The organism is Thalassotalea sp. ND16A (assembly GCF_000764205.1).
In the GTDB taxonomy this organism is placed as follows: domain Bacteria; phylum Pseudomonadota; class Gammaproteobacteria; order Enterobacterales; family Alteromonadaceae; genus Thalassotalea_A.
In genome coordinates this window covers 103,793-120,918 of sequence record NZ_JQDZ01000009.1, presented here as the reverse complement: position 1 = coordinate 120,918, position 17,126 = coordinate 103,793, and the positions used below count along the sequence as shown (strand labels likewise).

The following is a 17,126-nucleotide window of genomic DNA, read 5'->3' as shown; positions in this document are numbered from 1 at the left end:
ATATGGCGGCAATTTAATGTTTTTAAATGATAAAAACCGACAATTGAGACAATTGTCGGTTTAATTTATGGCTGTGCTTGTGGTTAAAATCAGGTATTGATTACTCTGCAACGTTGGCTAACTCAGCGATAGTCGTTACTTTTGCCACTTCACTGGCGTTTAAATGCAAGCGCGCACCTATGTATTCGATGTTGTTTTTCGCACTAGCGCGAACATCTAACATATTCTGATAGTGCAACGCTTGTAAAGTATGCTCCGTTTGTTGGCTAACTACGTTTACGCTGTCTACATATACCACTTCATACACTGGCATTTGTTGTGGCGTTACGGCAGCGTTTACCTGACTTGCTAAACATGCAGCAGGAGCGGCTAATACGGTTAATCCTAGAAGAGTTGCGGCTAAAGTTTTCATAATGTTTTCCTTTAAGCTTTCGCTAATTTTTAAAGTTAATTTTTAAATTTGTTAATGTTTTTATTGTTTACGGTTATTATTTTTTTGTACGGTTTATTTGGTACATGCTTATAGGATACACAATGTTAAAAAAACGTTGCAAAACCCTTGTAAGCATATGTTTCAAATCGGCCATATTGACGATTCTTGTTACATTCAACTTTGAAATTGTCGTTCATCGTTGAAAAAATGCGCTTCATCGACAGCTCCTTAGTTAAGGTTTTAATTCGTTGATAAACAATGATTTAGTCGTGTTTTATGATGGTTTTTATGAACTTCATCTCAAAAAAATAAAATTGCTCTGATGCGGTAATTCACTTGGTATTCGTGTTTAGCTTGGTTAAAATCACTGTTATAAGCAATTTTAAAAGTTGAGTCACGCGTGTTAAAAGTAGACTGTTTAATTGTTGGTGGCGGCATGGTTGGTGCGGCAACGGCATTATCATTAGCCGAGCTTGGATTAAAGGTGGCGGTGGTTGAAGTAAAGCCACCATCGCCTTTCGATGAAGAGCAGCAAAGCCAAGCTGTTTTTGATTTACGGGTTTCTGCCATTTCATTAGCGTCAGAACAATTACTGTCACAATTAAATGCCTGGCAGCAAATCACCAATTGGCGCAGTTGTGCCTATAAGCGCCTAGGGGTTTGGGAAGATGATATTGCCTATGCCGAATTTAATGCCGATGAAATTGGTCAGCCTCACCTCGGCCATATTGTTGAAAACCGCTTAATTCAATTATCACTGTGGCAACAACTGCAAAGTAACGCTAACGTTACCTTGTTATGCCCCGAGCAACTGGTTTCATTTACTCAGGATGAAAGCCAGGTATTGGTTGAACTATCGTCGCAAACGCTGACGACAAAAATACTCATTGGCGCCGATGGTGCGAATTCGAAGGTTAGACAATTAGCCGGGATCGGAATTACTGGTTGGGACTATCAACAAAGTGCGATGTTGATCAATGTAACAACCGAAGTGGGCCAGCAAGACATCACCTGGCAAAAATTTGCTGCCGGTGGGCCGTTGGCGTTTTTACCGATGCCCGGTAATAACGCATCTTTGGTTTGGTATCAGCAAAAAGCGGAAATAAAGCGCCTGGCACAATTATCAAATCGGCAACTGCAAGAAGAAGTTCATCAACATTTCCCCAAACGCTTGGGCAAAGTCGAGGTGGTGAATAAAGGTGCCTTTCCCTTAACCCGCCGCCATGCCAACGATTATGTTAAAGGCAGAGTCGTGTTGGTAGGGGATTCGGCCCATACCATAAACCCATTGGCGGGGCAGGGAGTTAACCTTGGTTTTAAAGACGTTGCGGCATTACAAACGGTAATCGCGAAAGCGATAGGCTCGGGTGAAAATTATCATGGCGAGCAGGTGTTAAAACGTTATGAGAAAGCCAGACGTATGGATAACCTGATAATGATGACAGGCATGGATGCCATTTATACCACCTTTGCCAATCCATCTACGCCAGTTAGGTTTTTGCGTAATATTGGCATTTTCGCCGCTCATCGGGCACCGATATTAAAAAATAAAGCGTTGGCATATGCCTGTGGAATTTAAGACATAGCAAACTTGATTTTTGAGTCGTTTTTTTCTACAGTTATTGCTTAAGTTCCTAATTTTAAGGATAAAATGATGAAAACTATACTCAGCCTGATAGTCATGTTGGTCTGTGCGCACCTGCCATTTACGGCAATCGCCAGCAATTCCGCCATTGAAAAGTGTGCCACTAATGAGTGTGAGCATTGGTTTAGTGAATACAAGCGCAAATCGCGAGAAGGTTATGCCGATGCGATGGAAATGCTTGGCACTTTTTATCATGTGGGTTATGGAACCGAGATAGACAAAGAACAAGCGTTGCGCTGGTATAAACGTTCATCGAAATACTTCAGTGTTGCCGGTTCATACAAAGCCGGTTTGTTTTACTTAACCGAAGCCGATTATGTTGACCTGGAAAAGGGCGTCAGTTACCTAAAAAAAGCCGCCCGAAAAAATCACCCGGAAGCTAGCTATTTATTGGGGATGATCTTCAGCCAAGATGAATTAGGCCCTCACGATTATGACGAAGCCGATAAATGGCTGAGTAAAGCTTTTGTCACGTCTCACCAACAAGTGAAGAGCTATACCAACTATCTCAAGTCACAAAATGTGCTAACCGCTGACCATTTTCCTCAGTTAGCAGAGCTGGCCCGCGAGTATGAACAGACGGTGTTAGTTTCCAATACTAACGATAAGGTTAAGGCAGAGGTTAAGGATGATGTTAAAGAAGTAACAGCAAGCACCACTCTAGTTGCTAATATTGACAGTGAAAATAGCCCTGAAAATAAAGGCACTACCATAGCGAAAACTGAATTTCCTGATGATGAAATGGAAGTGATTGAGGTGACACCATTAACCCTGGTGCAGTTATTTGAAGCGGATTTTGCCTTTTTTGAAACCTTTATGGCAGAAAAACGTGATGCTCAAGCTCGCAAAGGATTATATCGTCGCCCCTGTTCAGCAACCGTATCATGCTCTGAAGCGTCTGCAGATGATTTCACCCGCATGGTTAACAACTTAGCATCTGGCGCACTTAGGGGGAACTAGCTTTCAGAGTTACTTACAGGTAATAATGTTCAGACATAAAAAAAACTCCGAAGATAATCTATAAAAAATTATCTTCGGAGTTTAAATGGTGCGGACGGAGAGACTTGAACTCTCACATCCTAGAATACTGGAACGCTTTTAATATATCTGGCAGCGCGTCTATTCCCTATATTAGTGCCACGTCCGCTTATTAGATAACAAAATAACGTTACGCTTAATTTCAGACATAAAAAAACTCCGAAGATAATCTATAAAAAAATCATCTTCGGAGTTTAAATGGTGCGGACGGAGAGACTTGAACTCTCACATCCTAGAATACTGGAACGCTTTTAATATATCTGGCAGCGCGTCTATTCCCTATATTAGTGCCACGTCCGCTTATTAGATAACAAAATAACGTTACGCTTAATTTCAGACATAAAAAAACTCCGAAGATAATCTATAAAAAAATCATCTTCGGAGTTTAAATGGTGCGGACGGAGAGACTTGAACTCTCACATCCTAGAATACTGGAACCTAAATCCAGCGCGTCTACCAATTCCGCCACGTCCGCAATCCGAGGGGAATTATAGAGAACGCTTGCCAAAGCGCAAGCAATTTTTATCAAAAACAATAAATATTTAACTGACTGCTGTAAAAACACTCAAAAAACTTATTACTACCATGCAATGTCGGCTCAACCGATGTAAATTTTTCATATTAATTTCGTTTTAATTATTTTTTTGCACTTGATTCAGCTCTTTATATGGGACCGTCGGTGATATTTAGATACATAAACAAAACTAGAAAAAATACACCGTCTTCCCATCATGCTTTTGGATGGGATCTCATTTCGGTTATAAAGAGGCTTTAAACGATAGAACCACAGCACGCTCAGGGAGATCCCGTTCAAAAACATAACGGGATGACGACGTTATTTTTCGGTACACGTGAGATTAAATTTCAGACATAAAAAAACTCCAAAATTAACTTATAAAAAATAAGTTAGCTTTGGAGTTTTTTAGTTTACTTTAAATCAAATGGTGCGGACGGAGAGACTTGAACTCTCACATCGCAAGATACTGGAACCTAAATCCAGCGCGTCTACCAATTCCGCCACGTCCGCATTTTGATATTGAGTTAAATAACTCGATATCGGTAGAAAATGGTGGCTACACCGGGACTCGAACCTGGGACCCCATCATTATGAGTGATGTGCTCTAACCAACTGAGCTATGTAGCCATACAAATTTTACTTTTTAAAAAAGCAAAAAAAAAGCCGCTAGGCTTTCGTTTTTCATTTAATATGAATATTAAATTTTATAAGAAAAGAAGTTGGCTGGGATACGAGGATTTGAACCTCGGAATGACGGGATCAAAACCCGCTGCCTTACCGCTTGGCTATATCCCAACTTTAAACTTCTTATTTACATTATTGCTTTATACACATCCAATCTATTTAAATAAATAAAAAAGTTGGCTGGGATACGAGGATTTGAACCTCGGAATGACGGGATCAAAACCCGCTGCCTTACCGCTTGGCTATATCCCAACAATGTAAATGGTGCGGACGGAGAGACTTGAACTCTCACATCCTAGAATACTGGAACCTAAATCCAGCGCGTCTACCAATTCCGCCACGTCCGCACAGGTATATCAAATTAATTGATATGAATGGTGGCTACACCGGGACTCGAACCTGGGACCCCATCATTATGAGTGATGTGCTCTAACCAACTGAGCTATGTAGCCATACCAATACTTGTTTTGAGTTGCCTCAAGCAAGTGCGGCGTATTATGCAAATCTGCCTTGCCCTCGTCAACTGTTTTTTCAAAAAAAATGCGACTTTTTGTGTGTTTGCTTAAAGAGTCATCAGTTTGCGGTAAATATCGTCGTTAATTACTAAGTTTTTGCGTAATCTTTGCCACTTAACTGCATTAAGGTTTGTTTATACTTTAACTCAATGCGACGCTGGTTTTTTCAAAATTACGTTTTTTGCTCATTAAATAAAACGCCGCCGGTACAAAATAAAAAGAAAGCAGGGTCGTTAATACGGTACCACCGGCAATAGCGATGGCAAAAGGCGGCCAAAATCCACCTCCGGCTAATATTAACGGCAAGAAGCCGCCTAAGGTGGTGATAGTGGTTGAGCTAATGTGGCGGGTACAACTTAACACGCCATGAATGATCGCCGACTTATCACCTATTACCGCCATCGGATCCGCTTTTAATTCGGCGAGAATGACGATGGCAGAGTTAATGGCAAGTCCCATTAACCCCAACAGACCAATAATTACGGTAAAGCCAAATGGATGATTAAAAACATATACGCTTAACAAACCAAGGCCAATCGACATAAATGCCGAAATAAAGATGATGCTGGAAATTCTAAACGAATTAAACGACAACACCACAACGGTAATGAGTATGGTTAAGATCACGCCGACGCTGCTCATTAATTTACTCACCGCTCTATCTCTTGCCCCCGACTCACCACCAATATCAATGGAATAACCACTGGGCAGAACAAAGTGTTGCTCGGCTAATCTAGCTTGAATGTCGCTTAATACCGTTGAGGGTAGTACCCCTGAGCGAATATAGCCTTCAATAACGTTTACTCGCATACCATCTCGATGCGGAATTGCTCCCCGGCTAGGGCTTACTTTTACCTGACTAATCGCCGATAACGGTAAATAACTGCCATTGTGCGGGTTTACAATGGGAAAATTAGCCAAGGCATTAATGTCTTCACGTTCACTATCGCTAATTTTCACTCGCACATTAATCGACTCAGTCGCTTCAATAATAGAGCCTTGCACCGCCCCTTCTAAAGCAGATTCGAGTTGTTTGGCAACATCAACCAAGTGTAAATTTAAACCGTTTAAGGTGTCTTCATCTGCCTGTAACCACACTTTCGGCGTACCAGGAAGTAAAGTAGCACGAGAATGGACTATGTTTTCTGTTTGTGAGAATACCCGGCGAATATCATTGCCTAACTCCTGCAGGGTATCCAGGTTAGGGCCAAATACCCGAACTTCGATAGGGGCGTTAAACGGAGGCCCTTGTTCTAACTTGCGCACCAAGATTTGTGCTTGCGGAAAGGTTTTATCAAGTGCCACTTGCAGCTCGGGAATTAACCGGTTTGCCACTGAGAAATCCTTTGCGGTTATCATCGCTTGTGCGTAGTTTTGCATACCATCTTTGGCACTGACCATATTGTAGTAAAACGACGGCGCACTTTTGCCAATAAACCAGCGCAATTTTTCTATTTCAGCGTATTGCGCCAACGTTGCAGATACCTGCTCGGTGATGCCTTTGGTTGCTTTGATGCTGGTTTGTGCCGGCATATATAGTTCTATTTGAAACATATCTCGATCAGAAGCCGGGAAGAACTGTTCATCGAGTTGTTTCGCCATGACAAAACCCAATATCGGTAAGATCAATACCAGGATCATCATCGTTTTAGGTTTTTTCAAAGTGAAATCAAGTGTACGTTGAAACCAGGTTGCTGCTTTTGGCAAACTTAAACCGTTGTGATACCAGGTCGTTTTTTGACTATTCACTTTGATAAATCGACCCGCAAGACCGGCAACGATAGTGTGTGAAATTAAGTATGAGCCGATCAAGGCAAAGATCACGCTTAAAGCGATACCGCCGACAAACTCACCGGCATCACCCGGCATTAATACAATAGGCATGAATGCTAAAACCGTAGTCGCGGTAGAGCCTAACAGTGGTAACCAAAGATGACGAACCGATTCTAATACAGCTTGTAAGCCATTAATTCCTTGTTGTTTTTTCTGTTGTACTGTGTCGGTCATGACAATGGCGTTATCCACCATAATACCTAGAGCAACCACTAAACCGGTTACCGACATTTGATGTATTGGCAAACCGTAATAGTTCATCACTGACAGGGTAAATAAAACGGTCAATGGCAAAGAGATAACCACTATGATGGCACTGCGGATACCGAGTGAGATAAACAACACCAGAGCGATAATGGCAAAACCAATAATGATATTGCCAATCAGGTCAGTTAACCGTGTTTCGGTGTAAGTGTTTTGATCAAACAGTACTTCCAGTTGGATGCTGCCCGGCAGTAATTGGGCAAATTCGTTGAGCTTTTCGGAAACACTATTCGACCATTTATCAATCCTGTTACCATGGATCATCCGCGTTCCAACCACCAAAGCCGGTTTGCCATTAACGATGGCATATTCACTCATTGGTGTTTTTACTTGTCTTTTCACTGTTGCCACATCACCGACCAGTAGCGGGCTTTGACTGTCTGAAATGATCGGAATATTGCGTATCCGTGCGATTGAATCAAGGGCGCCAGTTAATTCGATTTGCATCTGGTTATGCTTGTTGATCAGTTTACCAGCAGGCACTTTTACATCGGCATTGGCAATTGCCTGGCTGACCTGGATTAATGAAATACCCGCCATGGCGGCAACATTTTTATCAAGCTGTACCAATATTTCTTCATCATTTTGACCATAAATATCGACAAAATCGGTATTCGCCAGCAAGCGCAATTGTGATTTTAATTCAGTAGCATAACGGCCCAAGATGAGTAAGTCAGACGGTTCATCGGCGACCCAGTTTAATGAGACAAGTTGCGTAAAAGCATACGTTCTTTCATCAATAAGCATCGGCTCTAAAGCATCGGCTGGCAACAATGGCCGGACATCAGCTAACAGATCACGAATGCGGGAAAATACCGGTTCTGAGTCGCTTACTTCGCCTTTAAGCTTTACCTGTATTACCGAAATTTCGGGCCTGGAGGTTGATGCTAAATAATCAATTTCTGCGAGTTTTTGTAGCTTTTGCTCTATCTTTTCGGTGATCAACGCTTCGACTCTTTCAGCACTTGCGCCGGGTAAGCGGGTGATGACACTGGCGGCACGATTTACCATGTGTGGATCTTCAGAGCGAGGCAGAACATTCACCGCGGCAAAACCAGAGACGATGATCAGGATTATCAACAAGGCCATCAGTCGACCATTTTTAACGAACGCTTCAATCATAATATCGTGCTCTCTACAGATTAGTCTTGACGAGTTGGCCAGGTACTAGGCGCTGCATTCCGGCGCTTAGCAACAGCTGATCTTGTGCTAAATCACCGCGGATAAAGGCTCTGTTTTGTTCACTATGAATGATCTCTACACTGTGACTCAGCAATTTATAAGTATCATTACTTTCTGGCGCCAAGGTGTATACATTCCAGGTACCCCTAATGCCATCGGTAAGCGCAGTAAGAGGAATCCAGAAGCCACCTTGTTGATAACGTTGTTCGAAACTGAAAAATGCCAATTGATTATTGTATGCCTTTAATCCATCGGGGAGTGGGAAGCGCAATTGTACGGTGCGGCTGCGCTCGTTTAACGCTGAATTTACGGCTAAACTTGTTACGGTTATGGTTTGTTGATTGACCTCTAAATTGAACGCCTGCTGTTGTTTGATTTTCGCGATTAAATGTTGTGGCACTCCAACTTTTAACTCAAAATTACTATGTTGTTGCAACTCAAAAGCGGCTATCTGTGGATTAATTACCTCACCGAGATTAATTAGTCGTTTATTTATGGTACCGGCAAAAGGCGCAAAAATTGTGGCATGATTGATTTGATATTTTTTGGCAGCAAGATTGGCTTGTAATTGCTGCTGATTAGCGCGCAATACTTTTTTCTGAGCGGTTAACTCATCAACGGTTTGTTGCGATGCATAACCATTTTCAATTAACGCGTCACTGCGGGTTAAGTTGGCATCAACCAGTTCTTCTTCCGCCTTTAATTGTAAGACTTGTGCCTGTAATTGTTGCTGTTCAATGGTTAAAAGCTCAGTGTCGAGACGAGCAAGAATTTGGCCTTTAGTGACGCTTTCCCCTTCATCAACAAAAATTGCGGCAATCCGTCCTGAAACTTCAAAACTTAAACTGGCACTTTGTTTCGATGTTACCCTGCCCGAAAACTTTCGCATTACCCGATAACTGTGCTGTAATTGCAAGGGTTCACTGGCAACCGTGTGCACATAGGCGCTGGTATCGATATTCGCTTGTGGTTGATTTTCGCCACAGCCAAACAAGCTAATTACAACGGTGGGATAAAAGAACATTTTTAATAATTGGGGAAATGAAAAACGTGTGATGGCGTGTTGAGATTGCATATTGCCTTCTTATACCTAAATAAAACTATAATTCAAACTAGACTGATGGGTCTAGTTTAGATAGGTTAAACTAGACTGTCCAGTGTGATTTGTTACAATTAGTGTATGTTAAATTACGTTTTGTTATTTCTGAGCGGCTTTAAAGACGCAATAATAAAGCAATGATCCTGTTAAGATGATGTGCTGAGAGATCCGACATGAACAAAATATATTGTACTTTCAAAAGGTGAATCGTGAATAAAAGCAAAGTGAGAAGTAAAAGCGAAGAAAAGCGACAGTTAATTCTCTGTGCTGCCACGGAGAATTTTTGTGAAAAAGGTTTTTCGGTAACCAGCATGGATAGCATTGCCAAATCTGCCGGGGTTTCCAAACAAACGGTTTATAGTCACTTTGGAAATAAGGATGAATTATTTACCGCGGCGATAAGCCATCGCTGCAGTGAGTTTAGAATGTCTTCAATGCCAGAAGCCTTGCTGAAAGATCCACTGGTAGCATTAAAAACGTTCGCCAAAGGGTTTATCGAATTGTTACTGTCAAAAGAGGGCATGGCGATTCATCGGGTTTGTATTTCTGAATCACAAACGAATCCAAAAATTTCACAATTATTTTTCAGTGCCGGGCCGGAACCGGTGATCAAAGAAATATCGCAATTGATCGCAAGTTATTCAACCCGTGGGGTAATCAAAGCTGATGATTGCCATATGGCGGCGGTGCAGTTTTTAGCCATTATTAAAGGCGAAGCATTAATGCGCCGCGAATATAATACCGAACAGCAGCTTGGCGCTGACGAGATAGCCCACTACCTTGATAACACGGTTGCTCTGTTCTTACGTGGCTACGGTTTTAAAGGATAATTAGCGTTAATTGTTCCGAGTTCAGCTTAATTGGTAACCGCACCGGAAGAATCTCTTACTAATAAGCTCGGGGTAATTTGTTCGCAAATTTCATCCGGTTTTTGTTCTCTAATGTCGTTAATTAACAGTGCTGTGGCATGTTTTGCTATGGTTTGGTTTGGTTGGTCTGCGGTGGTTATTTTCGGCCAGGTTTGACGCGAGAACGGGCTGTTTTCAAAACCCACGATCGACAACTGTTCAGGGATGGTGATATTTTGCAATCGGGAAGCAAATAATGCGCCCGCCGCTATCTCATCATTACAGGAAAAAATGGCGGTAGGGCGATTCGGCTTTGCCAATAATTGTTCTGCGCCTTTAACTCCTGATTCAAACGAATATTCGCCATCAATGATCAGATCTTCGCGACAATCAATACTATTTTTAGTTAACGCAGCTTTGTAGCCTTCAATACGCTCGAGCGTTGATTTATGCTCCTTGCCACCGCTGATAAAACCGATATCTGTATGGCCTAAATCAATGAGGTGCTGGCTGATCTCAAAGGCGGCATCAAAGTCATTAACCATGATACAGGGCGAGTCAGTATCCGGCACATTGCGGCCTGATAAAATTCGCACAAACTTCACTCCGATCTCGGTTAATCGCTCGGCTACGCTGGGCATTTCGGAAAACGGTGGCGTCAACACTACGCCAGCAATTCGAGATTGCTTAATCATGCTGACAATTTCTTCGATAATATCTGCCGACTTTGAATTACACGGATGGATCAGCAGCTCAAAACTTTGTTTACGACACTCAGATAAAATACCGTTTTGCATATCAATAATGTAATAGGCATTAGGGTTATCGTAGATGTAGGCTATGGTATAGGATTTAGTCCCGGCCAGACTTCTTGCCGCCAGGTTAGGTTGGTAATTTAACTCTTGGATTGCCGCCATCACTTTGTCACGGGTTGCTTGTCTTACCGAGACTTCATTATTGGTAACCCGCGAAACGGTTTTGATCGAAACACCAGATAATTTGGCAACATCGTTGATGGTAACTTTCATGGCAAATCCTTTTTCTTGTTATAAAATTCTAACGAATAAAGGTTGCAGTAGCATAGTTACTCGATAAAACGTTAAGCGCAACTATATATTATTTTTAAGGGGTGTTGTAAAAAAATATGGAAAAGTGCGATTTTTTTATTCATGTATGGTGAATCCTCAGTTATAGCTTTGTTTCAGCCATTTTAAAGTTTAAACTCAAATGGATTGACAGCGCTGTCATTTAACTATAGTTTAATAACAGATTTAATCAAGTTTACAAAAATACCAAGCCCGATAATTTATTGACCAATCAATTGTCGGATTCAGTATAAAATAGGATTGCTATGACTCACAGTGCTGAAACAAACAGAACAAATTTACCCAGCTGGAAGGCGCTTTCTGCCCTGGCAGAAAGCATGAAAAATCAGCATATGAATGATTTGTTTGCAATGGATGCTCAGCGTTTTGACAAGTTTTCCATTAACTTGCCCAATATCTTGTTTGATTATTCAAAAAACCTGATTGATGATTCGGTGATGGCTGAGCTGTTGCAGTTAACCAAAGACGTGGATTTAGCCGACTGGCGTGACAAAATGTTCAATGCCGAGCGCATCAATTTAACCGAAAACAGGGCGGTATTGCACACCGCCCTGAGAAACAGAAAGCAAAAACAAATACTCTTTGATGGCGAAAATGTTGCCGAACAGGTTGAACAAGCACTAGCTCATATGGAGACTTTTGTTAACCAAGTGCGCCAGGGACAATGGAAAGGTTATTCGGGTAAACGCATTACCGATATCGTAAATATCGGCGTCGGTGGCTCTAACCTTGGCCCGCAAATGGTGACCGAAGCGCTCAAACATTATAGTGACCAAAGCGTTAATGTGCATTATGTGTCTAATGTTGATGGCGCCCAAATTACCGAAGTATTGGCACCGTTAAACCCGGAAAAAGTGCTGTTTATTGTGTCCAGCAAAACCTTTACCACTACGGAAACCATGACCAATGCCAATACCGCCACGCAATGGCTGCTAAAATCGGCAAATGATAAATCGGCAATCGCCAACCATTTTGTTGCGGTATCGGCAAACATTAAAAATGCGACCGAATTTGGCATCCATCCGGACAATATTTTCTCGATGTGGGACTGGGTCGGGGGGCGCTTCTCTTTATGGTCGGCGATTGGCTTGCCGATAGCGCTCGATTTAGGTTTTGATAAATTCATCGAATTGTTAGACGGCGCCAACGATATCGACGAGCATTTTCAACACGCGCCTATGACGGAAAATGTACCGGTACTGATGGCGCTATTGAGCCTATGGAATTGCACCTTTTTAGGCTTTAAGTCGCAAGCAATATTACCTTATGATCAAACCTTGCATATGCTCAGTGCCTATTTACAACAAGCGGAAATGGAGAGTAATGGTAAATCGGTTACCTGGAACGGCGAAAAGACCGGTTATGCCACCGTGCCATCCATTTGGGGGGAGCTGGGCATTAATGGTCAGCATGCGTTTTACCAATATTTGCATCAAAGTAATAACATAGTGCCGGCCGATTTTATTGGCTCGGTAGAAAGTGTAACCCCGGTTGCCGGCCATCATGAAACCTTGATGTCTAACTTTTTTGCGCAAACTCAGGCATTGATGACCGGGGTCAATGAGCAACAGGTACGGGCAGATTTAAAAGCGAAGGGGCGAGTGCCGGAAGTGATAGACAAACTTGCGCCACATAAGGTCCATGAAGGCAATCGACCGACCAATACGCTGCTATTAACTCGCATTAACCCAAAAACCTTAGGTCAGCTGATCGCCTTATATGAACACAAAATTTTTGCTCAGGGCATACTGCTACAAATATGTTCGTTCGATCAATGGGGGGTAGAGCTGGGGAAAGGCTTGGCAGCCGATATTGAAAAAGAACTGTTATCGGATGAAGTGTTGCCACAACATGATAGCTCGACTACGAATTTGATAAAGTTCTATAAAAGCGTTAAACAGCAATAAACATAGCCACGGGCAATGGGCTACTGGCAGATTGTGTTTATTTAGATATTGTTTGAAACTAACTCAGTCTGCCCGTAGCTCGTATCACGTAGCTTTGGAGTGACCCTAGGTCGGGTCACTTTGTTCGCTTATCAAATCATGAGATAACTATTTTTCTTCAGCTGAAACCCAGCCGAAAACTTTACCGGCAATTAGGGCGCCAACAATTGGTGCTACCCAGAATAGCCAAAGCTGTGCGGTTGCCCAGTCACCAACAAAGACCGCGACTCCGGTACTGCGTGCCGGGTTTACTGACGTGTTACTTACCGGAATGGTGATCAGGTGAATTAAGGTTAAACATAAGCCTATCGCTATTGGTGCGAAACCGGCTGGGGCGCGTTTGTCGGTAGCGCCTAAGATCACCAGCAAAAACATAAAAGTCATCACTATTTCGGCGATTAATACCGCCAACATTGAATATCCGCCAGGTGAGTGCTGTGCATAACCATTAGAAGCAAAACCGGCTGCAACATCAAAACCAGGCGCCCCGGATGCGATAGCATACAAAATTGCCGCGCCAACAATACCGCCAGTAACTTGAGCAACGATATAAGGTAATAATTCATTGGCCGGAAAGCGACCACCTGACCATAAACCAAGAGATACTGCCGGATTTAAATGGCAGCCTGATACATGACCAATGGCATAGGCCATGGTCATCACCGTTAAACCAAAAGCCAGAGATACACCAACAAAACCTATGCCCAAATCGGGTATGCCGGCAGCTAATACCGCGCTACCGCAGCCTCCTAATACTAACCAAAAAGTGCCAAAAAATTCGGCGGCCAATTTATTTGTTAAAGCCATATTGTTATTCCTGTGTTTATTTTTCATTCAATTCTAAGCGATTAATTGTTATTCGTATATGCTTGAAACTCAAACTCAAACTTAATCATTAGTATAAGTCACTGATATTAATTATTTAGTTAATTTTATTTCTGCTGATTAATGACTCAATAAATAATTTTCACCTCAAATGGAATTTAGTTCCTTTTTAACGAAAACGCTTTAAAAAATTCAATTTTTCTTGATTTTTTCAGTGTGTTTTTGTGTTTCGTTTGCTTTTCTTGAACGTTTCGCTGAAAGTTTACAAAATAATGACTTTTAATGTTTTTGGTTGTAAGTTGTTGAAAGTAAATGGTTGTTTCGTGTTTTATGTTTGTTTCATTAGTGCTTAATAAATAAAGAAATGCTTATTTTGTAATTTTTTTGTAGCCAAGTGGTTATTTTTTGTGTATGTTTTAGTACAAGCTTTATGACAGCGCTGTCATTCGGGTTGCAAAGATACCTTCATACAGAATCTTTGTTGTGGTATTCCGATAACAGCTCAACAAAAGTGCAACAACAGTGAAAACTAAAATAAATGTAAGGGTAGGAAAGAATATGTCGTCATTCAAATTCCAAAAACATGTACTAGCAAGCAGTATCGCTGTAGCTCTTGTCGGAAGCGTTGCTTCTGCAACAGCTGCTGAAGAAGCTCAAGCTGGCGCTGAGAAGAAAATTGAAGTTATTGAAGTTACCGGTATTCGCGGTAGTTTAAAGAAAAACCTTAATGCCAAACGTTTTGCCAATGCCGTCGTTGAATCGATTTCAGCAGAAGACATTGGTAAATTCCCAGATAAAAACATCGCAGAATCATTACAACGTGTTTCTGGTGTAACCATCAACCGTGGTTTTACTGGTGAAGGTAACGAAGTGTCAATTCGTGGTATTGACCCACAATTAACACAAGTTCAGTTAAACGGTAACTTTGTTGCTTCAACTGCCTGGTTCTCACAATCGGCAAACAGCCGTGCATTTAACATGGATTTGATGCCATCAGAATTGGTTGCTGGTGTAGACGTATACAAATCACCGGAAGCTTCACTTGATGAAGGTGGCGTGGGTGGTACGGTAATTATGCATACTCGTCGTCCTTTAGATATGGATGCGAATACCGTATTTGCTTCCGTTGAAGCCAACACCAACAGCTTAGCAGATGATGAAACAGGTGTGGGTGCCACGGGCATGTACAGCTGGAAAATGACGCTGAAACAGTCGGCTTTTTAGTTACAGCGTCTACTCTTGAAACTATCGGTCGTGCTCGTAAAGCCGAAAACTACTGGGAAGAAGGTTGGTCAGCATCTGGTGTTGCTGCCTTTGACCAAGACAGAACTCGTGATGCGTACGATGTTACCGCTCAATATGCAATCTCAGATGACTTATTAGTAACCGGTCATGTATTAAAAACCAAATTAGATGCTTTTAATACTAACCAAAACTTCCTGGCGTACAACGGTTGTTGTGGTCCTTGGAATTCAAATGCCGACAATGGCGGTTTTGGTGGCACTTACACGTCTACCGGCCGTTTAGCCGAAGGCGCTAATGGCTTGCCATTAACCGGTTCTGTTACTGGCATTAATGGTGTCGCTCAAGATACCAATACTCGTCGTGCTGAAATCGAATCAAGCGTTTATGATATTACCGTTGAATATACTGGTGATGGTTACACGGTGAAAGCGGTTGTAGGTATGACCGAATCTGAAGGTGGTAACGGTGGTAACTATAATGGTTTATGGGGTAACGGTTGGACAACTGGCCCGGTAGATGATGGCATAACGGTTGATTTCGATATGGATCGTAACAAAACCATGTATCTTGCCACACCAGGTTTTGATACTACCGATCCTGCCAGTTTCGAACATAAAGGTGGTTCCATTGCAAGAACGGAACTAAGCGATGAAGAAACCTACGCACAGCTAGATGCTACTTTTGATGTAGATTTTGGGGCGATTACTGAAATCGAAACCGGCATTAAACTTCGTAGCCACGAATTTACACAGGCGCAATCAAATGCCGTCTTAAGTGATGACTATCAAGTGGCGGATATTTCACAGTTTGCTGACGGCACATTAAAAGATTTTGATGAAGTGATGGCGTCAGGCTCAGTATCTTCATACGTGAAATTAGATGGTGGTAAATATGCGAATTATCTAGATTCGAAGATAGTGTCTTGGAATGACCGGACCGATGCTTACGGTAAAGTAGAAGAAGATATTTTTGCCACTTATGTGCAAGCCAATTTTTCTGGCGATTCTTTCCGTGGTAACGTTGGTTTACGTTATACCTCAACGGAAACTACCGGTTCATCGTTTGACCCGACCGGAGAATTATCAAGCGTAGACGGTGATTATGAAGATTGGTTACCAAGCGTAAACCTTGCACTCGATTTAGCCGATGATGTGATTTTACGTATGTCTGCTGCTCGTGTGATGAGTCGTGCCGGTTACAGTCAATTAACGCCATCTTACTCGAACATCAATCCAACATCTTACACGGCTGCTCGTGGTAACCCGGATATTGACCCGTTCCGTGCGACGCAAATGGATATTGGTTTAGAGTGGTACTTTAATGAAGAATCTTTAGCCTCAGTTGCTTACTTCACTAAAGACATCAAATCGTTCATCACCGAAAAGCAAGAACTTCAGACTTTCCCTGATGAAGATGGTGTACCGCAAGAATGGCGTGTAACCGTTCCTGCACAGGGCCGTGGTGGTAATGTTGATGGTGTTGAATTCCAATATCAGCAATCTTTTGGTAACTTTGGCACAATCTTTAACTACACTTACACCGATGCAAAAGCAGAAAACGATGCGGGTGAGGAAATACAACTGCCAGGTAACTCACGCAACTCTTATAACCTTACGGGTTACTATGAGAACGATTTGTTTGCTGCTCGTGTTGCCTACACCTATCGTAGCGAGTTCTTAGCCCCAGGTACGGCAATTGCGAATCAGTTAGATACTAACGATGAGCAAGCGTTCCTAGATGCCAACTTTACCTGGCACGCAACTAAGAACCTTGACATTTCTGTAGAAGGTATCAACTTAGGTGGAGAAGTGGTTTATGCTCGTCACAGTGGCGGCGCACAAACATTACGTACCGCCGTAGACAACGGTTCACGTTACTTCCTTAAAGCGACTTACCGCATGTAATAATAACTTAACAAGTTATTAATATTAAAAGGGAAGGCTTGC

Annotated in this window: 11 protein-coding genes and 9 tRNA genes; 6 read left to right on the top strand and 14 right to left on the bottom strand. The window is 42.2% G+C overall.

Annotation, left to right across the window (positions count from 1 at the left end):
• Positions 1-100: 100 nt before the first annotated feature.
• Positions 101-412, bottom strand: a complete 312-nt coding sequence (locus ND16A_RS17135) for a hypothetical protein (RefSeq protein ID WP_033075975.1) — start codon at positions 410-412, stop codon at positions 101-103.
• A gap of 421 nt (positions 413-833) precedes the next feature.
• Here ND16A_RS17135 and ND16A_RS17140 point away from each other — a divergent pair, with 421 nt between their 5' ends.
• Both ND16A_RS17140 and ND16A_RS17145 read left to right on the top strand, forming a co-directional pair.
• Positions 834-2,012, top strand: a complete 1,179-nt coding sequence (locus ND16A_RS17140; RefSeq protein ID WP_033075974.1) for an FAD-dependent oxidoreductase — start codon at positions 834-836, stop codon at positions 2,010-2,012.
• Positions 2,013-2,084: 72 nt separating this feature from the next.
• On the top strand, positions 2,085-3,038 hold the full coding sequence (locus ND16A_RS17145; protein ID WP_081945419.1) for a tetratricopeptide repeat protein: 954 nt from the start codon (positions 2,085-2,087) through the stop codon (positions 3,036-3,038).
• Positions 3,039-3,124: 86 nt separating this feature from the next.
• On the opposite strand, the gene ND16A_RS20910 is transcribed toward ND16A_RS17145, so the two are convergent.
• The 11 genes from ND16A_RS20910 to ND16A_RS17190 form a co-directional block, all read right to left on the bottom strand.
• Positions 3,125-3,225 (bottom strand) — tRNA-OTHER (locus tag ND16A_RS20910).
• A gap of 90 nt (positions 3,226-3,315) precedes the next feature.
• Positions 3,316-3,416, bottom strand: a tRNA-OTHER gene (locus ND16A_RS20905).
• Between the two features lie 90 nt (positions 3,417-3,506).
• Positions 3,507-3,591, bottom strand: a tRNA-Leu gene (locus ND16A_RS17150).
• A gap of 467 nt (positions 3,592-4,058) precedes the next feature.
• Positions 4,059-4,143, bottom strand: a tRNA-Leu gene (locus tag ND16A_RS17155).
• A gap of 40 nt (positions 4,144-4,183) precedes the next feature.
• Positions 4,184-4,260 (bottom strand) — tRNA-Met (locus tag ND16A_RS17160).
• A 93-nt stretch (positions 4,261-4,353) separates the two neighbouring features.
• Positions 4,354-4,428, bottom strand: a tRNA-Gln gene (locus tag ND16A_RS17165).
• 66 nt (positions 4,429-4,494) lie between these two features.
• Positions 4,495-4,569: transfer RNA gene (locus tag ND16A_RS17170), tRNA-Gln, on the bottom strand.
• 10 nt (positions 4,570-4,579) lie between these two features.
• Positions 4,580-4,664, bottom strand: a tRNA-Leu gene (locus ND16A_RS17175).
• Positions 4,665-4,692: 28 nt separating this feature from the next.
• Positions 4,693-4,769, bottom strand: a tRNA-Met gene (locus ND16A_RS17180).
• Between the two features lie 204 nt (positions 4,770-4,973).
• Positions 4,974-8,051, bottom strand: a complete 3,078-nt coding sequence (locus tag ND16A_RS17185; RefSeq protein ID WP_033075972.1) for an efflux RND transporter permease subunit — start codon at positions 8,049-8,051, stop codon at positions 4,974-4,976.
• Between the two features lie 13 nt (positions 8,052-8,064).
• Positions 8,065-9,186, bottom strand: coding sequence for an efflux RND transporter periplasmic adaptor subunit (locus ND16A_RS17190; protein WP_052072793.1), 1,122 nt, complete (start codon positions 9,184-9,186; stop codon positions 8,065-8,067).
• Positions 9,187-9,419: 233 nt separating this feature from the next.
• On the opposite strand from ND16A_RS17190, the gene ND16A_RS17195 reads away from it, so the two are divergent.
• On the top strand, positions 9,420-10,040 hold the full coding sequence (locus ND16A_RS17195) for a TetR/AcrR family transcriptional regulator (protein ID WP_052072792.1): 621 nt from the start codon (positions 9,420-9,422) through the stop codon (positions 10,038-10,040).
• 26 nt (positions 10,041-10,066) lie between these two features.
• Here the strand turns inward: ND16A_RS17195 and ND16A_RS17200 are convergent, their stop codons facing one another.
• Positions 10,067-11,086 carry a LacI family DNA-binding transcriptional regulator gene (locus ND16A_RS17200; RefSeq protein ID WP_033075970.1) on the bottom strand — a complete coding sequence of 340 codons (1,020 nt, stop codon included), beginning with the start codon at positions 11,084-11,086 and terminating at the stop codon, positions 10,067-10,069.
• 323 nt (positions 11,087-11,409) lie between these two features.
• Between ND16A_RS17200 and pgi the strand changes: the two genes are divergently transcribed.
• Entirely contained in the window at positions 11,410-13,071 is a 1,662-nt protein-coding gene (pgi, locus tag ND16A_RS17205) for a glucose-6-phosphate isomerase (protein WP_033075969.1), read from the top strand.
• 147 nt (positions 13,072-13,218) lie between these two features.
• On the opposite strand, the gene aqpZ is transcribed toward pgi, so the two are convergent.
• Positions 13,219-13,917, bottom strand: a complete 699-nt coding sequence (aqpZ, locus tag ND16A_RS17210) for an aquaporin Z (protein WP_033075968.1) — start codon at positions 13,915-13,917, stop codon at positions 13,219-13,221.
• A 576-nt stretch (positions 13,918-14,493) separates the two neighbouring features.
• Between aqpZ and ND16A_RS20070 the strand changes: the two genes are divergently transcribed.
• A complete protein-coding gene (locus ND16A_RS20070) occupies positions 14,494-15,159 on the top strand; it encodes a TonB-dependent receptor plug domain-containing protein (protein WP_052072791.1) in 666 nt (221 codons plus the stop codon).
• Positions 15,126-17,084, top strand: coding sequence for a TonB-dependent receptor (locus tag ND16A_RS20065; RefSeq protein ID WP_081945418.1), 1,959 nt, complete (start codon positions 15,126-15,128; stop codon positions 17,082-17,084). The genes ND16A_RS20070 and ND16A_RS20065 overlap by 34 nt, the downstream gene beginning before the upstream one ends.
• The last annotated feature ends 42 nt before the right edge of the window (positions 17,085-17,126 follow it).